This window comes from Algoriphagus antarcticus (assembly GCF_002150685.1).
Lineage (GTDB): Bacteria > Bacteroidota > Bacteroidia > Cytophagales > Cyclobacteriaceae > Algoriphagus > Algoriphagus antarcticus.
Genome location: NZ_MSSW01000013.1, coordinates 1 through 19,878, shown reverse-complemented (window position 1 = coordinate 19,878; position 19,878 = coordinate 1). Strand labels below are relative to the sequence as shown.

General features: G+C 40.8%; 20 protein-coding genes. 7 read left to right on the top strand and 13 right to left on the bottom strand.

The window, feature by feature from the left end; translation table 11 throughout:
- Positions 1–51 precede the first annotated feature (51 nt).
- The 13 genes from dprA to BVH04_RS07385 all read right to left on the bottom strand — a co-directional run bounded on the left by dprA (position 52) and on the right by BVH04_RS07385 (position 12,853).
- Positions 52–1,170 (bottom strand): DNA-processing protein DprA, encoded by a 1,119-nt coding sequence (gene dprA / locus BVH04_RS07445; RefSeq protein WP_086540851.1) that lies wholly within the window; start codon positions 1,168–1,170, stop codon positions 52–54.
- Positions 1,151–1,504: a MerR family transcriptional regulator gene (locus tag BVH04_RS07440; protein ID WP_086540850.1), complete on the bottom strand. Its 354-nt coding sequence runs from the start codon at positions 1,502–1,504 to the stop codon at positions 1,151–1,153. Before BVH04_RS07440 ends, dprA begins: the two co-directional genes overlap by 20 nt.
- 88 nt (positions 1,505–1,592) lie before the next feature.
- Positions 1,593–2,297 carry an RsmE family RNA methyltransferase gene (locus BVH04_RS07435; protein ID WP_086540849.1) on the bottom strand — a complete coding sequence of 235 codons (705 nt, stop codon included), beginning with the start codon at positions 2,295–2,297 and terminating at the stop codon, positions 1,593–1,595.
- 78 nt (positions 2,298–2,375) lie between these two features.
- A complete protein-coding gene (locus BVH04_RS07430) occupies positions 2,376–4,157 on the bottom strand; it encodes a DEAD/DEAH box helicase (protein WP_086540848.1) in 1,782 nt (593 codons plus the stop codon).
- An 856-nt stretch (positions 4,158–5,013) separates the two neighbouring features.
- Positions 5,014–5,805 (bottom strand): queuosine precursor transporter, encoded by a 792-nt coding sequence (locus BVH04_RS07425; RefSeq protein ID WP_086540847.1) that lies wholly within the window; start codon positions 5,803–5,805, stop codon positions 5,014–5,016.
- A complete protein-coding gene (locus BVH04_RS07420; protein WP_086540846.1) occupies positions 5,802–6,719 on the bottom strand; it encodes a ribonuclease Z in 918 nt (305 codons plus the stop codon). The genes BVH04_RS07425 and BVH04_RS07420 overlap by 4 nt, the downstream gene beginning before the upstream one ends.
- Positions 6,716–7,096 carry an STAS domain-containing protein gene (locus BVH04_RS07415; RefSeq protein WP_086540845.1) on the bottom strand — a complete coding sequence of 127 codons (381 nt, stop codon included), beginning with the start codon at positions 7,094–7,096 and terminating at the stop codon, positions 6,716–6,718. The genes BVH04_RS07420 and BVH04_RS07415 overlap by 4 nt, the downstream gene beginning before the upstream one ends.
- A 114-nt stretch (positions 7,097–7,210) precedes the next feature.
- Positions 7,211–8,161: a phosphoribosylaminoimidazolesuccinocarboxamide synthase gene (locus BVH04_RS07410; protein ID WP_086540844.1), complete on the bottom strand. Its 951-nt coding sequence runs from the start codon at positions 8,159–8,161 to the stop codon at positions 7,211–7,213.
- 59 nt (positions 8,162–8,220) lie between these two features.
- The gene (locus BVH04_RS07405; protein ID WP_086540843.1) at positions 8,221–9,306 is read right to left on the bottom strand and encodes a toxin-antitoxin system YwqK family antitoxin; all 1,086 of its coding nucleotides are present in this window, start codon (positions 9,304–9,306) and stop codon (positions 8,221–8,223) included.
- Positions 9,307–9,360: 54 nt separating this feature from the next.
- Entirely contained in the window at positions 9,361–10,539 is a 1,179-nt protein-coding gene (locus BVH04_RS07400) for an acetyl-CoA C-acyltransferase (protein WP_086540922.1), read from the bottom strand.
- A gap of 93 nt (positions 10,540–10,632) precedes the next feature.
- On the bottom strand, positions 10,633–11,253 hold the full coding sequence (locus tag BVH04_RS07395; RefSeq protein ID WP_086540842.1) for a hypothetical protein: 621 nt from the start codon (positions 11,251–11,253) through the stop codon (positions 10,633–10,635).
- The gene (locus tag BVH04_RS07390; protein ID WP_086540841.1) at positions 11,243–11,887 is read right to left on the bottom strand and encodes a hypothetical protein; all 645 of its coding nucleotides are present in this window, start codon (positions 11,885–11,887) and stop codon (positions 11,243–11,245) included. The genes BVH04_RS07395 and BVH04_RS07390 overlap by 11 nt, the downstream gene beginning before the upstream one ends.
- A complete protein-coding gene (locus BVH04_RS07385; protein WP_086540840.1) occupies positions 11,888–12,853 on the bottom strand; it encodes a VWA domain-containing protein in 966 nt (321 codons plus the stop codon).
- 143 nt (positions 12,854–12,996) lie between these two features.
- Here BVH04_RS07385 and BVH04_RS07380 point away from each other — a divergent pair, with 143 nt between their 5' ends.
- The 7 genes from BVH04_RS07380 (at position 12,997) to BVH04_RS26060 (ending at position 19,650) form a co-directional block, all read left to right on the top strand.
- On the top strand, positions 12,997–15,399 hold the full coding sequence (locus BVH04_RS07380; protein WP_240510866.1) for a TonB-dependent receptor: 2,403 nt from the start codon (positions 12,997–12,999) through the stop codon (positions 15,397–15,399).
- A gap of 1 nt (position 15,400) precedes the next feature.
- Complete coding sequence (locus BVH04_RS07375; RefSeq protein ID WP_086540839.1) at positions 15,401–16,237, top strand: DUF4249 family protein; 837 nt, start codon at positions 15,401–15,403, stop codon at positions 16,235–16,237.
- Positions 16,238–16,284: 47 nt separating this feature from the next.
- Positions 16,285–16,623 (top strand): ArsR/SmtB family transcription factor, encoded by a 339-nt coding sequence (locus BVH04_RS07370; protein ID WP_086540838.1) that lies wholly within the window; start codon positions 16,285–16,287, stop codon positions 16,621–16,623.
- 47 nt (positions 16,624–16,670) lie between these two features.
- The gene (locus tag BVH04_RS07365; protein ID WP_086540837.1) at positions 16,671–17,141 is read left to right on the top strand and encodes a DUF6428 family protein; all 471 of its coding nucleotides are present in this window, start codon (positions 16,671–16,673) and stop codon (positions 17,139–17,141) included.
- A gap of 10 nt (positions 17,142–17,151) precedes the next feature.
- Positions 17,152–17,775, top strand: a complete 624-nt coding sequence (locus BVH04_RS07360) for a low molecular weight phosphatase family protein (protein WP_086540836.1) — start codon at positions 17,152–17,154, stop codon at positions 17,773–17,775.
- 238 nt (positions 17,776–18,013) lie between these two features.
- Positions 18,014–18,388 carry a BlaI/MecI/CopY family transcriptional regulator gene (locus BVH04_RS07355; RefSeq protein WP_086540835.1) on the top strand — a complete coding sequence of 125 codons (375 nt, stop codon included), beginning with the start codon at positions 18,014–18,016 and terminating at the stop codon, positions 18,386–18,388.
- Positions 18,385–19,650: a M56 family metallopeptidase gene (locus BVH04_RS26060; RefSeq protein WP_086540834.1), complete on the top strand. Its 1,266-nt coding sequence runs from the start codon at positions 18,385–18,387 to the stop codon at positions 19,648–19,650. Before BVH04_RS07355 ends, BVH04_RS26060 begins: the two co-directional genes overlap by 4 nt.
- Positions 19,651–19,878 lie beyond the last annotated feature (228 nt).

The following is a 19,878-nucleotide window of genomic DNA, read 5'->3' as shown; positions in this document are numbered from 1 at the left end:
CAAGATCCATCTTCTTTCTTAGATGAGCTGGTCGGTTTTTAATCCTAATAATCAAACTAACAACCTATACTTTTTCCCCGGCAATGACTTAACAATCCCCTCAAATTCCAATGCCAGAAGTTTCGAAGAAAGTAAGCCAATCGGTATTTCTGTGGTGATGCTCATTGAATCAATTTCTACTTCTCCTTTGGCCTGCAAAAGGGTAAGAATTGCTTGCTCTTGCTCATCGCGATTTGTGAAATCGAGTTGGGGCTTTTGAGTTTTCACTTCTCCGGGTTTGCTCCAAAAAAGTGCTTCAGCCACATCATTTGGCCCAGTGTAGATATTAGCCTTCATTTTCTTGATAAGCAGATTGCAGCCTTCACTGTATTGAGATTGTAGATTTCCGGGCACAGCAAAGACATCCTTGTCATAACTGTACGCGATCTCTGCAGTGATTAATGCTCCGCCTTTTTCCGCGGCTTCTACCACGATCAATGCATCCGAAAGACTGGCAATTATCCTATTTCTTGCAGGGAAATTACCTGGAACCATCGTACTTCCAGGCGCATATTCGCTGATCAAAGCACCGGTTTCTAAAATTGACTCCGCAGTTTTTCTATGTACAGCTGGATAAATTCGATCTATTGGTGATCCCATCACAGCGACAGTAGGCAGTCCAACAGCTAAAGCTGCCCGGTGCGCCTCTATGTCTATACCATAAGCAAGACCAGAAATAATCGCAGGTTGGTAAATGGCTAAATCTTCAATGATCTTCCGAGTCGCAGATTTCCCATAGCTTGTAGCACTTCGGGTTCCTACTATGCCAATCGTTCGATCAAAGTTCAGATTGGTTTTGCCTAGTGCAAAAATCACCACAGGACTATCTTCCTGCATTTTGAATCGCTGTGGGAAGTCAGGATGAAGTGACGTGAGGATAGTGTAATGCTTCTTCTCGCACTTATTGATTAGCTCATCGGCTGTGCGGAGCAATTCGGATTCTTGATTTCGAAGTGCAAGTAGTTTCTCTCCAACTTTTGGAGTTTTGGCAACTTTTCCTTTTGGGAGTTTGAAAAAATGAGCCGCTGAGCCTGAATACGCTATTATGGCTTTAAATACTCCAGGACCAATTTTTGGCGCTAGCGCTAATGCTAGAAAGTATCGTAAATCGTCATCCTCCTGATTTTGCATTGAATTCGTCCCGGATATTTATTAAAAAATCTTTGATTTCCTGGAGCCTTTGCACCGCCTCAACCTTATCAAATCCTTGATCTTTCCCTGATTTGATTACTTCCTGGGCTCCCTGAAGGGTGTATCCTTTTTCCTTCACCAAATGATAGATGTACTTGATCTTCTGGATGTCAATCTTGGTATAGCGACGATTGCCTTTTCTATCCTTTTTTGGACGAATGATATCAAACTCACCTTCCCAATATCTAATCAACGAAGGCGCAACTTTGAATAGTTGCGCTACTTCTCCTATGGAATGATACTTCTTTTCTATTTCTCGCTCTTTGTATGGCACGGTAAAAATTGTCTTTGACTCTAAATTAATGAAAATGCCATAGTTTCCTCAACATGAACTTTATCTCATCAAGAAAAAAACGATTATTTTATCGATTTAGTGTTTGCAGCATTTGAACTGCAGCTAATCCAGCTGTCTCAGTCCGCAGTCTTGCTCTACCCAAAGAAACTGGCTTAAACTCTCTATCAAATGCTTTTTGAATTTCTCTAGGATCAAAATCGCCCTCCGGACCAATTAGAATCAGGTATTTGCCTTTTGCTTCTGCACTGTCAAACAAATGATGAGTATGATTTTCATCCACGTATGCGATGAACTTCTGATAATCTTCAAATTCATCTGAATCTAAGATTTCATCCAGTTGTGAAATTGGGTGAAGGGTGGGAATTCTATACTTCAAACTTTGTTTACAGGCTGAAATGATTTTTTTCTCCAATCGATCGGTTTTAAGATAGCTTCTTTCGGAGTTCATTGTTTCCAAAAGTGTGAGTTCATGGAATCCAATTTCAGCGATTTTCTCCACCATCCACTCCATACGGTCTGGACTTTTGGTTGGAGCGATGGCTAGATGAATGTGGAAATTATCTTCTTCTACTTCAGTTGTGTGTAGAACTTTCAGACTAGTTTTTTTAGGATTCGCTTCTAAGATCACACATTCATATAGCGTGCCTGCTCCATTTGTCACAAACACTTTATCACCTTGCTTTTTGCGAAGCACACGACAGAGATGCTTGGATTCATCAGGTTCCAGACTGATTAGGGGAGGAGTGATGTTTTCTTGAAAAAAGAGCTGCATTGGCAAAATTACTTAGACACAAAAAAAGCACATTTCCCTGAGGAAATGTGCTTTAGTACCATATAAACCTATAACCTATTAACCTTTTGAAACTTCCATGCTGACACTCTTGCCTTTGATGGTGTTGTTCTTCATTCCATTGATTACCTGATCGGCATCTTTGGAAGGAACATCCACAAAAGAGAAGTTGTCATAGATATCGATTCCGCCAATGCTACGTCCGGGTAATCCAGTTTCACCTGCAATTGCACCTACGATATCATTTGGACGGATTCTATCTTTAGAACCAAGGTTCAAGAATAGACGAGTCATATTTGCTTCACGAACTCTTTCCGGTCTGTTGCCTCCATCTCTAGATCCACCATCACGGCTTCCGAATTCTCTTCTGCGCTCGCCGCCTCTTTCTCCGCCTCTTTCATTGCGACCACCGAAACGATCTCCACGATCACCTCTGCTAGAGCGATCTCTTCCTCCGTCACGTCCGCCATCGCGTCCACCGTCTCTTCTACGGTCTCCACCTGATGCATCTATGCTAAAGTTCTGATCTGCCATTTCTTTAACAGAAGAACCCATTACTAGTTTGATCAAACCAACTGCAACTTGATCAAGTGTAAGTCCTTCAGCAAGCATCTGTCCGATAGTTGCTTCGAAGATTTGATTGTCTTCTACTTTCTCCACTTGCTCTGTTACGTCTTTGATGAATTTTGCTTTTTTCAATTCGATCAATTCAGCAGCAGAAGGAGGGGACATCTTCGTGATAGTAGCCTTGGTGTATCTTTCCAAATCTCTCATCTTGAAGCTATCTCTTCTACCAGTCACAAAGCTGATAGCTTTACCGCTTTTACCTGCACGGCCGGTACGACCTATTCTGTGCACGTAATATTCTTCGTCTAATGGAAGGTCGAAGTTAAATACTGCCTCTACATTTTCCACGTCAATACCTCTTGCTGCCACATCAGTCGCAACTAATACTTTGCAATGTCCCTTACGGAATTTGCCCATTACTTTGTCACGTTGCGCTTGAGAAAGGTCACCGTGAAGTGCATCAGCAGCGATTCCTCTGGCGATCAAGCCTTCGGTAATTTCATCCACCATTCTCTTCGTATTACAGAATACTACGCTGAGGTTGATGTTGTGAACGTTCATTAAACGAGCCATCAATTCCAATTTCAATGGATTTTTGACTTCGTAATATGTTTGCTCGATGTTAGAAACTGTAAGTTCCTTTTTGTCGATTTTGACAATTTCAGGATTCGTCTGATACTTTCTAGTCAAGTCCATAATTGGCTTGGCCATAGTAGCAGAGAAGAATACTGTCTGTCTTTCTTTAGGCATCTCCTGAAGAATCGCCTCGATATCATCTCTGAAACCCATGTCTAGCATCTCATCAGCCTCATCCAAAACAAGGATGCCTACTGAGTCAAGCTTCAACGTACCACGGTTGATGTGATCTTGCACACGACCTGGAGTACCGACTACGATCTGAACTCCTTTACGAAGTACTCTGATCTGACGATCGATAGACTCACCGCCGTAAATAGCTACAGAATTGATTGCTCTGTGATACTTAGCAAGTTTTTGGATTTCACCTTCTACCTGAACAGCAAGTTCACGAGTAGGGCAAAGAATGATTGCTTGTGGCTTGTTCATATCCGGATCGACTAAGTCGATGATTGGAATACCAAAAGCAGCTGTTTTACCTGTACCGGTTTGAGCCTGTCCTATGACATCTCTACCTTGTAGGATAAAGGGGATTGATTGAATTTGAATTGGGGAAGGTTGGGTATAGCCCATCTCTTCCACTGACTTAAGAATTTCTGAAGAAATTCCCAAGTCTGAGAACTTGAGTGTTTGATCCATGATGTTTCCTTAATTTCCCTGCCATTCGGTCCTAATAAATATCCCGACAAGCGACAGTAAGGAATTCACGGCACGAAAAATTGTTATTTGTCTTATTGACGGTGCAAAAGTAGGATTAATAATTTAGAACACCAAACTGTATTCTAAAGTATTTAGAATAATCGTTAAAATTTGATGGTTTTAGTACATAAAAATTTGGTTTGGCTGAGATAGTCTGGTTTTTTCAAGAATAATAATTTGTCAGGAACATGATTTTAAATACTGATCGTGCCTTTGGTACTCGCAAATTTATTATATCATCCCAAATCTCTGAATTTTGCTTCGCTGTATTCGGGACTGATACCGGTTGTGCCGTTGGCACAAGCACAAAACTATGGTTTAGAACCCTTGCCAAGGGCAAGACCTGTAAAAGTCCATAATGAAATTCTGGGTTCAAAAGAATTTTAAAGATGCATAGAGTGCCAAAGGCACGATCAGTAATCTGGATTTAAAACTAGTAGATCAACGGAACACACGGATATCAAATCTGAGAAGGTAAAAGAAACGACTACGATATCACATTTTACAAATCCTTCCACTTCTCATCTTCTTCTTTGAAAAGCCAATCTTTGGCTAGAGATTTTTCTGATGTACAATGAATGATTTTAGTTTCAGCACTTTATCACTACTTACCTTTTATTCCTCGAAAAAAGAGTTCCTTTTTATCTTCATTTGATAGACTTAAAAGTGATTTCTTCAAGTCAGTTCATGAGATATGTAGACTTAATGTTTTCCTTATTCCAAAATATTCAAATAATTAGCCAATTTCTTCAGCGAGTAAATTTTCAATCTTTAAATCTTTCGATTAAATCCAAACTCACAAAAACGACTTATTCTCACTCGCTTCCTCCATCATTTCGACAGCGAGTCGTTCGCCCAAGTAACGGTCAATAATCCCATGTGCGAGGTAAAGTAGGGGAGTAAGAGCAATCGCCACAGTCATTTTGTAGATGTAATTCATTATTCCTACGGCGATGATTTGACTTAGGCTCCAGTTTCCGAAAATGTAGAATGCGATTCCCAGTACGACAAATGAATCGATAAACTGGCTGACCAAAGTAGATCCTGTTGCTCTGAGCCAGATCTTATTTTCCCCAGTGACGGCTCTTAGCTTTTGGAACACATAGACATCAATCAATTGTCCCAGTAGGAATGCTGTGAGTGAACCAATGATAATCCCAAGTCCTTGGCGAAAAATGGTGTTGAACGCATAGCTGATATTAAAGCTTTCTCCATCAGGAGTAGTTGCATTTACGTCTAACCAGAAATCGGCAGGAACCAATTTGGTTACAATCATGATCACGATAAATGCATAAGCAATCAGTCCAGCTGTTATAAATGAGATTTTCTTTACACCCTTTTTACCAAAATACTCATTGATAATATCGGTGCTAATAAAGACAACGGGCCAGATTACGGCACCAGCAGTCAGATTGAAATCCAATAAATATTCCCCGAAAAAAGTCCAGTTGACCGGATCAAAACCAAGTGTTTTCTCAGCAGAAAAAATCTTCACGCCAATGATCTCAGCAAGAATCGCATTGGTCAGGAAAATGCTTCCCAGAATAATAAAAAGATTGGTCTTACGGGAGTTTTGAGTTTTGTTCATATAGAATAAGTCAGACCTTCCTCACTCAAAAAACTATCTGGAAATACACTTTTTGCCTCATCGAGCAGTGGCTCTAAATGTGCATATCTGGAAGAATAGTGACCCAAAAGCAGCTTTTTGACCTTACTGACTTTGGCTACCTCAGCTGCCTGCATTGCTGTGCTGTGAAATGTCACTGCAGCACGTTCCTTATTATCTTCCATAAAAGTAGATTCGTGATAAAGTAAATCTACATTCTTAAGGTATTGTTTTAATTCTGGGTTGAAAATCGTGTCAGAGCAATAGCCGTAAGTACGCAAAGGCGCTTGCGGGTAAGTGTAGTCCTTGACCTTGAACAGATTGCCATTTTCGTCGGTATAATTATTTCCCGAGCGGAGAACTTGGATTGCGGCGAAGGGAATAGGAGCTTGATGAAGCATTTCCTTGATCATATTTCGAAGTCCTGCTTTCTCACGAATCAGAAATCCAGTGGTAGGAAGTCGATGTTTCAACGGAAAGCTAAATACCTCGTAGTGCTTATCTTCTAGCAATAAATGCAGCCCATCGTCATGTGTTTCCACAAAATTCAGAGGGTAATTTAGTCTGGTATTACTATACCTGAAATTAGTAATGATGATTTCATCGAGCCCTTTCGGACCAAAAATAGTCAGGGGGGTAGCGCGCTTTGCTAGATTATAGCTGGAAAGCAAACCAACTAAACCTAGATAATGATCTCCGTGAAGATGGGAAATGAATATATGGTTGATCTTAGAGACTTTGATCTTGAAAGCACGAGCTTGAAGCTGCATCGCTTCACCACAATCTATCAGTAAAAAATCCTGCCCAAATCTAACGACCTGGGCAGTATGATGCCTTCCATGAACAGGGATGGAAGATGTGTTTCCTAATATGGTGACTTCAAAGTCCGGTATCAACCTTCCTCCTCCTCTTCTTCTCCGCTTTCAATTGCATGCATGAAGATGGCTTCACTGGCTTCTTCAAGAGTGCTTACCAAGTTTAATTTTTTGTCAAGCATGGAGATTTTCAATAGTTTCATCACGTGATCCTGAACGCCCGAAATAATGAAAACACCACCATTTTTACCGAATTCACGGTCTCCAACTAGCAAAGCGCTTAGTCCAGATGAATCAACATACTTCACTTCGCTCATGTCCAAAACAAGATTTTCGAAGCCTTCAGCGTGAATCGTCAACAATTCTGATTTTAAAATTGGAGCAAGTAATGAATCCAATTTTTCCTCCTTTGGAGTGAAGATGACATACTGTTCTTTTTTATCAATTGAATATTTCATGTGTTTGTTTGTTGTTTTTTTAAAGGTCACATGGAATCTCGCAGGGTTATCCCGATAGTTATCGGGACATCCCTCTATGTGTCGCTTGTGACATGCTCGATTTCATAGTATAAGTTAGTTGATCTTTTGGCCTAGATGTGAAAGGATTGCTTTTTCGATTCTAGACTCAATTTCTGTTGTGTTTGCTTTTTGGAATTTCTCACCCGTGATTTTTTCGAAGAGCTCAATATAGCGATCAGAGATGCTTTCTACAATTTCGTCAGTCATTTCAGGCACAGATTGTCCATCCTTGCCTTGAAAACCATTCGAAATTAACCATTGTCTAACAAATTCCTTGGAAAGTTGTTTCTGAGCAATGCCTTTCGCTTGGTTTTCTTCATAGCCATCTGCATAGAAATAACGGGAAGAATCGGGTGTATGAATTTCGTCGATTAGGAGAATTTTATCTCCAACTTTACCAAACTCATACTTGGTATCCACTAGGATCAACCCCATTTCATTGGCCATTTCCTGACCTCGCTGGAATAGGGCTCTCGTGTATTTTTCTAGTTGCTCGTAGTCAGACGCACTTACGATTCCCTGCTTCAGGATTTCTTCTCTCGAAATATCTTCGTCGTGCCCTTCGTCAGCTTTCGTAGTAGGAGTGATGATAGGGGTTGGGAAAGGATCATTTTCACGCATGTGATCTGGCATCTCTACGCCACAAATAGTACGCTTACCAGCTTGGTATTCTCTGGCAGCATGACCGGACATATAACCTCGGATTACCATTTCGACTTTAAAAGGTTCGCATCGAATACCAATCGTTACGTTCGGATCTGGAGTTGAAGTGACCCAGTTTGGAACGATATCAGCCGTAGCGGCAAGAAATTTCGCGGCAATTTGATTAAGAACCTGACCTTTATAAGGAATTGGCTTTGGAAGAACTACGTCAAAAGCGGAGATTCTGTCAGATGCTACTACAATCAATTCTTTGTCAAACATATAGACATCGCGAACTTTACCTTTGTAAAATCCCTGCTGTCCTGGAAAATGAAAATCTGTTTCTTTGATTGCGTTACTCATCCTTTTGTTGTTTGGGCAAAAATAGAAAAAGCTTTGCCTTTACGCTCTTGCCTGATGTATTATTTATTGATTTTATTACCCATTTTATATGTTTCTGTTTTCAGCAGATCACCATTTTCATCATAAAACTCTCGCTTCCCATGGAGCTTGCCAGTTTGAAACCTTCTTATCTCTTCCAAAGAACCATCTTCGCGGTAAATTCTTACTTCACCTTGAGGTTCATTGTTTAAGTAATTAACTGCGAAATATACTTGGCCATTTTCATAATACTTTATTTCCAAAATGGGGTTCCCCGATTTGTCAAAGCTCTTTTTCTGCTCCACTTTACCTGAAGGATAATACTTCTCTGTAGGTTGGACAGGGATTCCTTTCTTGAAAACAGCTTTTTCTCTTATTACTCCATTTGGATGATAGGATACCAGTTCACCTTCTTCATATCCTTTTTTATAGTTGCCTCTTCGCTCTGGTGAGCCATCAGGGTAATTCAGTTCATAGATTCCATCCAAGATACCGTTTGAGTAATCTATTAAGGAGAGCACTTGTCCATCTTCAAAGTATTGAGTTTCTCTTCCATCCAGCTCTCCATCTGAATAGTTGGCAGTAATCAAAATCTGGCCATTTTCTGTAAATTCTTCGAAAAGACCATCAAACCTGCCTTCAGAGAAATAAACTTTGGAAGCTTGCTTTCCTGATTCATAAAAAGTTTCACTTAGTCCCTCTGGTTTGTTCTGGCTGAAAGTGGTTTTATCACTAACCTGGCCAGACTCATAATAGGTGATCACCTCACCATTAATCTGATTGTCTAAATAAGTAGAGGATTGCTTTAGTTTGCCTCCGGGGAAAAAGCTTTTGGATTCACCAGACCGGACGTTGTTTACAAAAGGAATAGTTCTCACTGTGTCGCCAGTTTCATGGTCTAAATCTGCGAAAATTCCATTTCTTAGGTCATCTTTCAATTGACCGACTTGAACGAGATTCCCCTCTTCGTCGAATCGTTTGATTTCACCTGTTGCTTTGCCATTTACTTTGAAATACAATTCCTTGATGAGGGTTTCTTCCTCATCATAATAGGTGCGAATAGTATCCTGAGCCATCACAAAATTGGCTAGAAAACTGAACGCGATAAGAAGGAGGAGTTTGTTCATTCTGAAAAAAGAAACCGCAAGACGAGTAGCCTTGCGGTTAATAATTTATGAAAATTACATTTTTTCGATAACTATTGCCGAAGCACCGCCACCACCGTTGCAAATTCCTGCCACACCGATTTTACCATTTTTCTGATGCAGAACAGAGTTCAACGTACTAATAATTCTAGCTCCGGAAGCTCCCAACGGATGCCCCAGGGAAACTGCTCCACCGAAGACATTGACTTTATTGTTGTCTAGGTTCAATTCTTTTTGATTGGCTAGAGCAACTGCAGCAAAGGCTTCATTGATTTCATAGAAGTCAATGTCTTCGGCAGTTAAGCCTGCATGTTTGATTGCTTTTGGGATGGCCAGGGCAGGAGCAGTGGTGAACCATAGTGGATCAGTAGCCGCATCGGCAAAGCCTCTGATTTTTGCAAGTGGTTTCAATCCCAATTCCTCAGCTTTTTCCTTACTCACTAAAACCAAAGCAGAAGCCCCGTCATTCATCGTGGAAGCATTTGCTGCAGTGACAGTTCCTTCCTTGTCAAAAACAGGTCGAAGTGAAGAGATTTTGTCAAACATTACATTCTTATATTCCTCATCCTCGTCGATGACGATTGTTTCGCCTTTTCTGCCTTTCATTTCTACCGGAACGACTTCATCTTTGAAGTAGCCCTTTGCCCAAGAATCAGCCGATCGCTGATAGGATTGGATAGCATAAGCATCTTGATCCTCGCGCGAAATGTTCATTTCCTTTGCAGTATTGTCTGCACAGTTCCCCATCGGGAATTTATAATACACTTCGAAAAGACCGTCTTTTACTAACCCGTCAACGAATTCTGCGTTGCCGTATTTATAGCCAAATCTTGCTTTTGGAACATAGAAAGGCACATTCGACATGCTTTCCATTCCTCCAGCTACAACTACGTCATTGATGCCAAGCATGATTGATTGAGCGCCAAACATCACGGCTTTCATGCCTGAAGCACAGACTTTATTAACAGTAGTGCAGGGAACATTATAGCCAATTCCAGCACCAATAGAGGCTTGGCGAGCAGGTGCCTGTCCAAGATTTGCGGAAATTACATTCCCCATAAAAACTTCCTGAACTTCTTCTGATTTTACTCCGGCTTTCTCTAAAGCGCCTTTTATAGCGGTGCTACCAAGTTCTATAGCTGTAAGTCCAGCTAGTTTCCCTCCAAAACTCCCCAAAGGGGTTCTTACAGCTGAAACGATATATACTTCTTTGATCATGATATTTGGGTTTTGTTGATGTTAGATGACCGATGGAGGATGTCCGATGTAGATGGTTCGTCGGTCATCCTACATCCAACATCCCACATTTTACCAATCAGGAATGCCTCTCTTAGGTCTCTCGGTAGCTTTTTTCTTGTTTTGTTGAATGTAGCGTAATTCCGCAGCATTCATGCTTTCGAGTATTTGCGCAGCTTGCTCGGGAGTGAGGTTCATAGCTTTTAGCTTTTCCTTGAATTCCTCCATAGCCTTTTGCTTGTCAGCTAGATTGGCATCCATCTGATCGTTCGCATTTTCGCTTGGCTTGTCATTACTTTGCTCAGAAGGGTCACCAGCTTGGGATTCTTTGGCTTTATCCTCATTGGTCTTCTCTCCATCCTCCTTGGATTCCTGCTGCTCGCCGTCCTCACCTTGACTCTGCTTATCTTCTTGCTGCTGCTTTTCCTCTTGGTTTTGTTGCTCTTGGTTCTCCTGATCTTTCTTGTCTTGTTCTTCCTGGTCTTTTTCCAGTTTTTCTTTCAAAGCTTGGAGTTTTGCATCTTCGGGGAATTTGGTCAAACCATCATTAACGGTCGCTAAGGCTAGGTCTTTTTCAGTTTTTACATAGGATCTTGCTGCACGGTTAAAGAATTCACCCGAAGTTTGGGCGATACTTGAAGCCATGCTTAGGGTGAAAGCTAATCCCAGAAGTAATAAAATTTTATTTTTCATCGATCTCGGTGATTTCTTGAAGACTGGTGATAAAATCTTGATAAGCCGCAACGGTTTCATCTTGCTGCAGAGCTTCATTCATTAAGTTCAACGCATCTTTGAAGCGGAATTGTTCCACCATGCGATCTGCCTCTGCTTTTTTGCGCTTCGCAAAGTCAGATGGATCGGGTTTATTATCCTCCTGATCCTTACGCTCTTGGTCACGTTGCAACCATCTTGCCAGCAATTCATAATTGTGTCTGGCTACTTCATTATTTGGATCTTGGATCAAGGCAGATTTAAACTTACTGAGAGCAGGTTCATATTCTTTCTTATTTCCCAATATCACTCCTCCCTGATTGAATGCAAAGGAGGCCAACATCTTATTTGGGGCGATAGAGGCTTTGTCAAAATACCCGCTGGCTTCATCCACTTTTTCTGCATACTGATTGCTCAATCCCTGATTGTAGTCAAGCTCAGGTGAAGCGTAGCCAAATTCATCTATGAGTATCTGATGATTGGTTACGGACTGTTCATATTCAGCTTTGGCGTAGCTTTCTTCTGCCAAATCAATGGCGGAATTCAACCTGGAAACCCGAGTCCAAGATGCAGGAATCAGAAGAAAAACAGCCAATGTTAGCTTACTCCAGCTCATTTATAGTTTGATAGTTTTGATTGGTAGCATCATGTCCAGCAAAGAAAGGACTAAGCCAGCCAATAGGAAATAAAAATACTTATTTGCGGAAGCTTCTACGATTCGGGATCCTGTCACACCGCCTTCTACACGTTCCAAAGCGGCTATCAAGTCTCCGATTTCCTGAACTTCATCGGAAATTTCGAAATATTGACCGTTGGTTATTGAAGCAATCTGCTGAAGAGGGTCACGGTCAAGAACAGTTTGGGCAGGCTTACCAGTTTGTGGATCAATCACTAGTCCATTACCTCTTGGTATGCTGCTTCCCCCCGTTGTACCAATTCCAAGAGAAAAAACTTTTATTCCTTCACTGCTCAGTTGAGATCCAATATCCTCCAGATCGTCACCGAAATTTTCTCCATCTGAGATCAGAATAATTGATTTGGACTTTACTTCTGGGCTCTCATCATTCAGAAATCTTTCCTCAGCCATTCTCAGCGGGCCATTCAGGTCTGTCCCGAAATTTGGAACCAAACCTGTATTCAACCCATCGATATACAACTGAAGTACACTTTGATCGAAGGTCAGTGGGCATTGCATAAATGCCTCCGAACTGAAGATAATCAATCCAATTCTATCGGAAGGAAAGCTTTTTGTCAGGTTTTTTAGCTCAAACTTAATGCGCTGAAGCCGGCTAGGACCTATATCTGTGGCATTCATAGACTGGGATAGATCCACGGCGATGAAGATATCTTTACCTTCTTCCTGAATTTCCTTCAGCGAGGTGCCAATGGATGGACCAGCAAAGGCAATGAGAAATAGTACAATGTAGATGGTTCTGATAACCACCTTAGTGAACAGCCTACGCTTCTCTACTTCTAACTTATGGTTGATTTTCCAATAGCGAAATAGGTAGATAAAATATAGCAAACCGAAAATGCCTGCTAGCAATAGAGTGAGTTTTACGTCCGGATATGCCCAAATCATTGCCTGAAATTATAAAATAAAGCTTACTTTAAAAGGGAGAATGCGATAAGTGTTAACGCTAAATTCAAATGTTCTTCATAATTAACAAACATTAATTTTTGTGAATCGTCTAGCTTTGGAATTATATTTCTAATTAATGCAACATGAGGCCTACTGCCAGAATGAGCAAATTCATATTTCTGTTCCTTTCCTTTTTATCATTTTCGAAGGTTATCGCCCAGGAAACAAGCGTTTTTACCGCTCAGGTTTTTGATGTAACTGATTCGTCACCTCTCCTGGGGGGAAGTGTTTATTGGGAAGGAGATGTGCAAAGTGGAGTGGTAACCGATGTAGAAGGGAGATTTCAAATAGATGTCAAATCCTTGCCTGCTCGTTTAGTAGTTTCTTTTATAGGTTTTGAGACTTCCATGCGAGTGATTACTGCGAAAGATTTGGAAAAGTCACAGCGTTTTTTTCTCAAACCCGAAGAGATGTCTCTCGATGAGATAATTATCCAGGAGAGAAGGCCTGATGAGCAAGTCAGAAACATGGAAACCAGTAAAGTGACTGTTCCCATTGCTACTATTAAAAACATCCCTGCTCTTTTCGGCGAAGTAGATTTGCTGAGAAGTTTGCAGTTGCTCCCTGGGGTACAGACAGCTGGAGAGGGCACTACTGGTCTTTTCGTCCGCGGAGGGTCTGCAGATCAGAATTTGGTACAGTTGGACGGGGCACCCATATACAATGCTTCTCACTTTTTTGGGTTCTTTTCAGTATTCAATCCGGATGCTTTGGATCAGGTGGAGCTATATAAAGGGAACATGCCGGCGTCTTTTGGCGGGCGACTTTCCTCGTTGATTGATGTGACTTTGCGGGAAGGCAACAATCAGCAAATTCACGGTGAAGGAGGAATTGGCAGTATTTCTTCGCGATTGACGCTGGATGGGCCACTTTTTTCGGATAAATCCACTTTTGTAATTTCCGGAAGAAGGACCTATGCAGACGTGTTTCTGAAGCTTTCAAAGGATGAAGATCTTAGAAACAACAAACTTAATTTTCATGATTTGAGTGCGAAATTATCTTTTATTCTCAGCGAAAAAGATAAGCTCACTATTTCCAGCTATCAGGGAAGTGATTTTCTTGGGCTTGACGATGAATTTGGTTTGGGATGGACAAATTGGATTTCTTCAGCTCAGTGGAGCAGGAATATTTCTGACAAGGTGTTTTTTGATCTTCAGGGTTATCATTCCCGATATAACTACCGCGTAGAATTTGTGGATCCTGATACAGGTTTTGAATGGAAAAATAAACTTTCTGAAACTGGTGCAAAAGCTCAGTGGACATGGCTACAGAGTGATAACTTTCAAAGTTATTGGGGTTTCCAAAGCCAGCTGTATCACTTTGCCCCGATAGAATTGAATCCTGCCGAAAACAGCAGCATAGAGTCAATCAATACTAATCCAAAAAACGGATTGTTGAATAGTGTTTTTGGAGGGCTCACCTACGAAATCACCCCTAAACTGAGTGCTGAAGCAGGAGTTCGGTGGGGTTTATTCAATCAAATAGGAAATGGAGTTGACTATATATATGAAGGAAATACGGTAGGGCCAGACATACCTGTCACAGATACCGTCAATTTCAAGGTGCTTGAGAATATTAAGTTTTATCAGGGTCTAGAGCCAAGGATAGCTTTTCGATATTTGATCAATGAGGAGTTTTCTGTGAAGGCAGCTTATAATCGCAATTTCCAATATGTGCAAATAGCATCCAATAGCTCTGCTGGTTTGCCTATAGATCGCTGGATTTTGGCAGGAACTTATGTGCCTCCAATACGATCTGATCAAATTTCGCTCGGGTTATTTCACAATTTTGATGAAAACCGATGGGAGTTTTCTGTAGAGGGATATTACAAGGATTTGAGAAATGTGATCGATTTGCGAAATGGTGCTCAGGTACTTTTCACAGATAATGTAGAAACCGAACTTCTCACCGGTAATGGTTGGGCTTATGGTGCTGAATTTTTGCTGAGGAAAAACATAGGTAAGACAACAGGCTGGTTGGCATATACCTATTCGAGGACTTGGAGGGAGATTCCAGGGATCTCTTTGGGGCAAAAATATAACCCTCGATTCGATAGACCGCATGATATCACGCTGGTGCTGAATCATGAATTCTCACCTTCTTGGTCTGCCGGTCTCACATTTATATATACCACTGGGCAGGCAGTTTCATTTCCTATCGGTGTTTATGAGTTGGATTATCAGGCAGTTCCATTGTATTCAGATTTCAGGAACGAGGATCGTTTTCCGGATTATCATAGAATGGATGCATCGGTTACCTACAAAAATGCTGATAAAGGAAGAAAATGGAGAGGGAGCTGGAATTTCTCCGTTTATAATCTCTATGGAAGGAAAAATCCTTTCGCCTATGAATTCAGAGAGATCTACAACAATGATTTTCGATATGATAGTGCTGAGGATGGTCCTGTCGTGTCCACAAGGCAAGGCATAGTAATGACGTATTTGTTTACATTTTTACCATCAATCACCTATAATTTTGAGTTTTGATATGAAGAGATTAAGTATTGTCCTTTTTGCAATCCTGAGTTTTTCTTGCCAAGAGGAAGTTGACCTGCCACTGGTTGTTATTGAAGCTGATACGCCAGTTATCGAAGCTATTTGGACAGATAATCCCTTCTACAATGAAATAACTATTTCACTAGCTAGAAATTATTTTGATTCAGTAGAGACTAAAGTGATCTCTGACGCCAAGGTCTCTATCACCGCACCTGGTACTGCACGACAGATACCATTTGTATTCAATATAAATACACAAAGTTACCTACCCCTTAATTCAGGAGAAGTAGCCAAAGTAGGAGTGACGTATCAGTTAAATGTCATCTGGAATGAAAATGAATTCGTGTCTTCCGGAATACTTTTGGCCCCACCCACAGTCGATAGTGTCGCCTATGAATACCAAGAAGAGCGTCTTTTTCGGGATGAAGGATATTACATAAAAGTGTATGGAGAAATCACTTTTGAAGAGGATAATTATTATAGAATCAGAGTGATAGAAAATGATACACTGAAAAATGACCGCGGTGATTATTTGCTATTCGATGATACATTTGGTTTATCGTTTTTTGAGGAAGGTTTGGAGTTGAATTATTCTTTCGCCGAAAAAGATAGGGTAAGACTTGAATTATTCAGAATCAATAAGAGCAGCTACGAATACCTTAATCAACTAGTCAGTTTGCTATTTAATGACGGGGGACTTTTCTCGCCGCCCCCACAAAATCCGGATTCCAATATCAGCGTCGTAAAAGGTGATTCAGATGTTTTGGGCTATTTTAATGTAGCCTCGGTGATTGCCAAAACTGTCTTGATAGAGGCAAAAGATGATTAATTTATTTTGGAGAAAAGTAAATTGTATCGTAATATTGCAATGTAATTATGGGAATCACAAAATCAGATCTTTTTACCGCCCAGCAAAATGAGCTGGCACAGCTAGCAAAAGCAATGGGTCATCCTGCACGGATAGCGATTTTGCAGTATTTGCTGGCAGCGAAGTCCTGTATAAACGGGACTTTGGTACATGAACTTGGCTTGGCTCAGGCTACCATTTCGCAGCACCTTCGCGAGTTGAAAGAAATCGGGCTGATCCAAGGCACTGTAGAAGGAGTATCTGTGAGTTACTGCATCAATTCAGAAAAGTGGGAATCCGTCAAAACATTGTTTAATGGTCTATTCGATCAGCATGTATCTGCATGTGCTGAAGAAGATTGCTGTTAAAAAAATTTGAAATTATATATCGTAATATTACAATTAAATACAAGGCCATGAAACTATCAGAAATTAAATCCAAACTTCCGGAGCTTTCAGAACTTCAATTTGTTCTGCCTTCTGGAGCAAAGGTTCCTGCTCATTTCCATATTACTGAAGTGGGACAAATCAACAAGAAATTTATCGATTGTGGTGGTACCGTCCGAGATGAAAAAGCTGTCATTTTCCAATTGTGGGAAGATGGGGATTTTGACCATAGACTGGGAGCAAAGAAACTATTGGATATCATCTCGCTTTCAGAAAAAGTTCTTGACTTGGAGGATTTGGAAGTAGAGGTGGAGTACCAAAGTGATACGATTGGTAAGTACGGACTTGATTTTGATGGAGAGGCTTTTGTCTTAACCTCCAAGATGACAGATTGTCTAGCGAAAGAAAAGTGTGGGATTCCCCAGTCAAAACCAAAAATCAGACTAGCTACGCTGGCTGAAAAAGATACTTTTTGTACACCTGGCTCTGGCTGTTGTTAAGTAATTCCCAATGGAAATATACCCGAAGCTTGAAGCCGTAATTGATAGTTATTCTGAGTATTCTCCTTCCAAAGAACGGGAGGAGGTACTTATTCAACTGGTTGAGTATATTCTTGACAAGCTGACTACTGACCGGAACCTATCTTTGAATTTCATCTGCACGCACAATAGCCGTCGTAGTCAATTGGCTCAGGTGTGGGCTCAAACAGCTGCTGATTATTTCGGAATTCCTGTCCGAAGCTTTTCTGGTGGTGTGGAGGCAACGGCTTTCAATGAGCGAGCAGTCAAAGCTTTAGAAACTTCAGGTTTTGATATAATAAAAGAAGGAGAGCAAAACCCAGTTTATTCTATCTATTCAAGTGCTGATGCACTACCGATCCTTGTTTTTTCTAAGATTTACGAGGATAAACAAAATCCTCACCAAGGCTTTGCTGCCATCATGACTTGTGATCATGCAGATGAGAATTGCCCTTTTATCCCAGGTGCTGATATACGCATTCCGCTACGATATGAGGATCCAAAAGCTTTTGATGATACAGCTCAAGAGGCTGAAAAATATTTAGAAAGATCATTGCAGATAGGCGCAGAGTTATTTTTTGCTTTTCGCAGAGTAAGGCAAGTGTTTACTATTTAATTACCGATTTGTGCTAAAAATCTTTTAACCACGGTGGACGCTGAGTTTTCACAGAGAGCACGGCCTATGATTTAGCCTTATGCTGAAAGAAACTGTAAGCCCATACTACTCAAACTTAGCATAAACGCCTGGGTAAAAGTGATCAAACAATCTTGTTCTATTATCTCAGGGTACGCTTCTACCGTACTAATACGAAAAATTCGTAGGATTATTAAAAATTCGTTTTTACATTAGGGATATGAACGAATTAAATAGCAACGAAGAAAGGATCATGCGAATTTTTTGGAGACTTGAAAAAGCGCTAGTCCGAGATGTACTCGAAGAGCTGCCAGACCCAAAGCCACCCTATACCACCTTGGCTTCTTCTATCAAACTACTGGAGAAGAAAGGGTATTTGGATCACAAAGCTTATGGCACCACACACCAGTATTTTCCATTGATCTCACAGGCTGACTATAGCAAAAGAAGCGTGAATCAATTGGTAAAGCATTATTTCGAAGGTTCGGTGGGAAATTTCCTCTCTTTCATGGTGAAGGAAAATAAGATTTCTGATAAGGAAATTGAAGATTTACAGAAGATGATCGATGATATGGACAAACCTAATGAGTCATGAATGCTATCCTAATTTATCTTGTCGAGGCAAGTATCTGCGTCGCTATCACAGTCCTTTTTTATCGATTTGTCTTGAGTGAATTGACATTTTTCACCCTGAATCGTGTGTTATTGATCGGCATGTTGATGCTTTCATTTGTCATTCCTATGTTGTCTTTTAATGTGGGGATCACATCAATAGGTACTGGGGAGATTCTACTCCCAGAATTTCTAGTGGGCAAAGAAGTTGCCCAGGAGTCGGTTAGCTTTTCCTGGCAGGAAATTGTCTTTTATACTTACCTCGCTGGAGTGGTAGTGATGACGGTTCATTTGATTTTGGGCTTTCTTACTTCCCAGCGCTTGCTTGGCAAGTCGAGATTGATGCGCTATCAGAATTACTGGATTGCGGTGCATCCTAAGTTTATTCCGGCTTCCTTTTTCAGCTATATTTTGCTACCGGATTTCGATCCGAATAGATCTGAGCAAAAGCAAATCGTGCTGCATGAATCGATTCATGTGCGCTTGAAGCATAGCTGGGATTTGCTGTTGATTCAGTTTGCCAAAATCATCTTTTGGTTCAACCCGCTGATCTATCAATTCGAAAGATCACTACGTGAGGTGCATGAATATCAAGCTGATCAGGGAGTGACTTCTACCTATTCAAAGAAGGAGTATTCAGGACTTTTACTGCAGATGATCACTGGAGGACAGGGCTGGCACTTCATGAATAACTTTAATCAATTTCAAACCAAAAAACGAATCATTATGATGAGTAAACCACAATCTCAGAAAAAGGAAATGCGCAGATTTCTGCTTGCAATTCCCGTAATGGCGGCACTATTTTTCGTGTTTTCATGTGAAATAACGCCCGAAGAAGACATCGAGGGCCCTACCATGATGGGCGAATCAGCAGCTCCCAAGATAGGGCCCACTGATATTACTGCAAGAAAAATGGCTAAGGATGGGGAAGTAATTTTTGATGTAGTAGAAGAGCAGCCAAATCCTCCGGGAGATATGGAAGGTTGGAATAACTACTTGAAAAATAATTTGAGATATCCTGCCGAAGCCAGAAGGTTAGGTGTTGAGGGAACAGTGATTGTAGTCTTTGTGGTCAATACTGACGGCAGCCTTTCTGACATAGAGATTCTTCGAGGAATCGGAGGCGGCGCTGATGAGGAAGTTGTTCGTATCATCGAAAATGCACCCGACTGGAACCCTGGTAAACAACATGGGACAGTTGTTAATACTAGAATGAGACTTCCAGTAAGATTTAAACTTGACTAAGATTTAAACTTGACGATAAGGATAAAAATGACGTTTAGAAACTTGAGTTCTAAGTTCCTGAACAAGTCACGTATATAAAAAGACTCTTCAAGAATCCAGGAGTCAAGAGATTTTTGAAAGTCATGAAAAATTATACTTAAACCAAAATGTTATTATACGGAATCTTGCCAGTAAAAAATTTATAGGATCAAAAATTCAATGACACCTTAAATTCTGGTTTACTCCGGT